The sequence below is a fragment of the Clostridium tagluense genome, from assembly GCF_003865095.1.
Lineage (GTDB): Bacteria > Bacillota > Clostridia > Clostridiales > Clostridiaceae > Clostridium_AD > Clostridium_AD tagluense.
The window spans coordinates 1-1,677 of sequence record NZ_BHYK01000097.1; the positions used below are offsets into that span (position 1 = coordinate 1).

Consider the following 1,677-nt stretch of genomic DNA (forward strand, 5'->3'; position numbering starts at 1 on the left):
TGTCAAGCATTTTTGAAAATGTCCCAAAATAAGTGAAACATTAGCACCAACTAACCGTTGGTGCTTTATTTTTCTAAAACCATAATTTTGGGTAAGTTTAATACACCCCTACTAAATGCTTTATTTTTTTCAAAAGAAACATTCATTAGATTTTATCAATATATTAAATTGATTTTATATTAACTTGCTCTATGTTGTTGCTTATCCAAATATGCTTGAAATGATGCTTGTTTCCAAGGATGACTCATCGGTGGCAAGTATCGTTTGCTTTTTTGTGGATTATCTTTTGGATAATCAAAGTTCTTTGAAGTAGCTTTGTGATCCGGTATTTCTTCTAAACCATATATTTTATTTCCTATACTAACGTAAAATTCACCATCAAAAGCTTTTATAACCAAAGCATCTGTACCTTTTCTAAAATAAGTAGGATTACTATCAGTATCAATAGGCTTATAGTATTTGGATTCAAAGCGTACACAATGTCCACAATCAACCTTTCGGTCTGCTAAAACAGCAAGAGTTAAATTAATTTTTTCAACCGTAGGTTGTGTTTCAAATACAGATTTGGTACTATTGATATTAAGAGCAAACTTAGCATTGAATTTTTTTACGTAGTGGTTTAAGAATTCATTTGCTTGCTCTATGGTTGTTACGCCTGCTATCCTAAGTTCTAGGGGCAGGCGTGATTGTAATGTCTGAAAAAGACGTTCTACACGACCTTTTGCTTGAGGAACACTACTAGTTCTAATTTCAACACCTAGCTGTTTACAGGCGTAGCCAAATTGTGTGAAGGTATCCTCCTCTGTGGTTGGAGCTTTTTTTTGTTTGTACTCAAATACAGTTCGACGATCTGTAAAAAACATATATGGAATACCGTATTTTAAAAGAATCTGATGAAATACATTGTAGTATCCCTTTAAAGTTTCTTGGTGATCAAAGTAGGCACCAACAATAGCTCCGGTTGAATCATCAATAGCTATGTGTAGTTGGGATTTTGTGCCTCCAAACCATAGATGTAGCGACGCATCCATCTGAAGCATTTCGCCGAAATAAGCACAACGAGACCTTCTTGGATGAGCATCTTCAATTGCTATAATACTTCGTTCAATATATTCTTGGTTATGAGTTGATAGAGGCGAAGTTTTGAGCTGCTCTAACAATTCTTTTTTTACCCTTTTTTTTGTAACACGACAGGCTTTAGGAGATAAGATGTGTTCAGCCATAAGGATTGTGTTAACGGTACTAGGCGAGACAGAAATGCCCTCATGAGTAGCGAGAAGTTCAGCATAATGGGTAAAGTTTGCTTGATGATATTTAGTTTTATAGAGATCAATAATCATACGCCTAATATCTTCTGAAATGGTATGAATAGGTTTGATACCTTTATTCCCATGGATAAAGAATTCTTTACCATTAGAAAGGTAGCCCTTAATCATACGATTTAAATGTCTAACAGTGCATCCAATACGAAGGGCCGCAGCCTTTTTATTGCCATTAGTCTCTACTGTTTTTTTGATAATTTGATATTTAAAATCTTCTTTCATATTTAAATCTACCTTTCTGATTATGAACACCTCATTTATACATTGTTATGAGGTATATTCTACACTATATTTTTGTCTGTTTGGGACATAATCAAAAACGGTATAATAAGACATTATCATAAATGAATCATAA

1 protein-coding gene is annotated in these 1,677 nt (G+C 33.7%); it reads right to left on the reverse strand.

Features of this window, described 5'->3' with window-relative positions:
* Positions 1–179: 179 nt before the first annotated feature.
* Entirely contained in the window at positions 180–1,544 is a 1,365-nt protein-coding gene (locus Ctaglu_RS24600) for an ISNCY family transposase (RefSeq protein ID WP_125006699.1), read from the reverse strand.
* Positions 1,545–1,677 lie beyond the last annotated feature (133 nt).

Excerpts from the sequence above, each read along its gene's own strand:
- Ctaglu_RS24600 (WP_125006699.1), bottom strand. The coding sequence starts at position 1,544 with ATGAAAGAAGATTTTAAATATCAAATTATCAAAAAAACAGTAGAGACT.